Annotated in this window: 9 tRNA genes and 2 rRNA genes; all 11 read left to right on the top strand. The window is 47.8% G+C overall.

Annotated features, from left to right (window positions below):
• A 23S ribosomal RNA gene (locus LCL89_RS16685) occupies positions 1 to 94 on the top strand; the annotation flags it as partial.
• Positions 95 to 252: 158 nt separating this feature from the next.
• A 5S ribosomal RNA gene (rrf, locus tag LCL89_RS16680) occupies positions 253 to 366 on the top strand.
• A 13-nt stretch (positions 367 to 379) separates the two neighbouring features.
• Positions 380 to 455: transfer RNA gene (locus LCL89_RS16675), tRNA-Val, on the top strand.
• A gap of 13 nt (positions 456 to 468) precedes the next feature.
• Positions 469 to 544, top strand: a tRNA-Thr gene (locus tag LCL89_RS16670).
• Between the two features lie 53 nt (positions 545 to 597).
• Positions 598 to 673, top strand: a tRNA-Lys gene (locus tag LCL89_RS16665).
• Between the two features lie 7 nt (positions 674 to 680).
• Positions 681 to 762 (top strand) — tRNA-Leu (locus LCL89_RS16660).
• Positions 763 to 767: 5 nt separating this feature from the next.
• A tRNA-Gly gene (locus LCL89_RS16655) sits at positions 768 to 842 on the top strand.
• A 60-nt stretch (positions 843 to 902) separates the two neighbouring features.
• Positions 903 to 991: transfer RNA gene (locus LCL89_RS16650), tRNA-Leu, on the top strand.
• A gap of 11 nt (positions 992 to 1,002) precedes the next feature.
• Positions 1,003 to 1,079: transfer RNA gene (locus LCL89_RS16645), tRNA-Arg, on the top strand.
• Between the two features lie 8 nt (positions 1,080 to 1,087).
• Positions 1,088 to 1,164, top strand: a tRNA-Pro gene (locus LCL89_RS16640).
• A 12-nt stretch (positions 1,165 to 1,176) separates the two neighbouring features.
• Positions 1,177 to 1,252: transfer RNA gene (locus LCL89_RS16635), tRNA-Ala, on the top strand.
• Positions 1,253 to 1,507: the final 255 nt, after the last annotated feature.

The raw sequence follows: 1,507 nt of genomic DNA, 5'->3' as shown, positions 1-1,507 counted from the left end.
AGATCCCTCAGAGACGATGAGGTTGATAGGTCCGAGGTGGAAGCGTGGTGACACGTGGAGCTGACGGATACTAATTGATCGACGACTTATCTATCTGGTTTAATCGTTCGTGAAAAGCGTAGTTGGTTCAATCGTTGAAATGTTTTCCTTATCCAGTTTTGAGGGTTTACTTAAAAAAATTAAATTTACCCTTGAAATTTTCTTCAAAGGACAATATAATATATCTTGTCCTTGAAAAAAGGAAACAAAAGGTTTGGTGGTGAAGGCGAAGAGGTCACACCTGTTCCCATGCCGAACACAGAAGTTAAGCTCTTCAGCGCCGATGGTAGTCGGGTCGATCCCCGTGAGAGTAGGACGCTGCCAAGCCTTATATAAATCCGGAGGATTAGCTCAGCTGGGAGAGCACTTGCCTTACAAGCAAGGGGTCGCAGGTTCGAACCCTGCATCCTCCACCATTTTCACCAGCTTGCCGGCCTAGCTCAACTGGCAGAGCAACTGATTTGTAATCAGTAGGTTGGGGGTTCAAGTCCTCTGGCCGGCACCATGTATTAAATTGAGCTTTGAACTAAATACTTTAAACTGACAACTTTTCATAGAGAGCCATTAGCTCAGCTGGCAGAGCATCTGACTTTTAATCAGAGGGTCGAAGGTTCGAATCCTTCATGGCTCACCATTTTCTTGCGGGTGTGGTGGAATTGGCAGACACGCTAGATTTAGGATCTAGTGCTTCACGGCGTGGGGGTTCAAGTCCCTCCACCCGCATTATTGCGGAAGTAGTTCAGTGGTAGAACACCACCTTGCCAAGGTGGGGGTCGCGGGTTCGAATCCCGTCTTCCGCTCCATTATCATTATAAGAGCTACTTAATACCGAACAACACGACGTATAACATAAAACTTGCCAGGCCGGGGTGGCGGAATTGGCAGACGCACAGGACTTAAAATCCTGCGGTGGGTTTCCACCGTGCCGGTTCGAGTCCGGCCCTCGGCACCATAATTTCATATGCGCCCGTAGCTCAATTGGATAGAGCGTCTGACTACGGATCAGAAGGTTAGGGGTTCGACTCCTCTCGGGCGCGCCATTTTCAAACGGGAAGTAGCTCAGCTTGGTAGAGCACTTGGTTTGGGACCAAGGGGTCGCAGGTTCGAATCCTGTCTTCCCGACCATTCCTTATAAATGGGGCCTTAGCTCAGCTGGGAGAGCGCCTGCTTTGCACGCAGGAGGTCAGCGGTTCGATCCCGCTAGGCTCCACCAATTAATTTTAAAAAAAGTTGTTGACACCAACAACAAGCCATGATAAGATGGTTAAGTCGCTGTTTTGAGCGGCATACAACATTTTGATCTTTGAAAACTGAACGAACCAACCAGTACGTCAAGATATTTCTTCTTCAATAGAAGAAACTTAAACAAGCACATTCGGTGTGCAAATGAGCAAGACAAACTTTTTCAACTTTTATGGAGAGTTTGATCCTGGCTCAGGACGAACGCTGGCGGCGTGCCTAATACATG

This window comes from Halobacillus yeomjeoni, assembly GCF_020171525.1.
Lineage (GTDB): Bacteria > Bacillota > Bacilli > Bacillales > Halobacillaceae > Halobacillus > Halobacillus yeomjeoni.
Note: the sequence above shows the minus strand (reverse complement) of the source record. Positions and strands in the feature narration are given on the sequence as shown.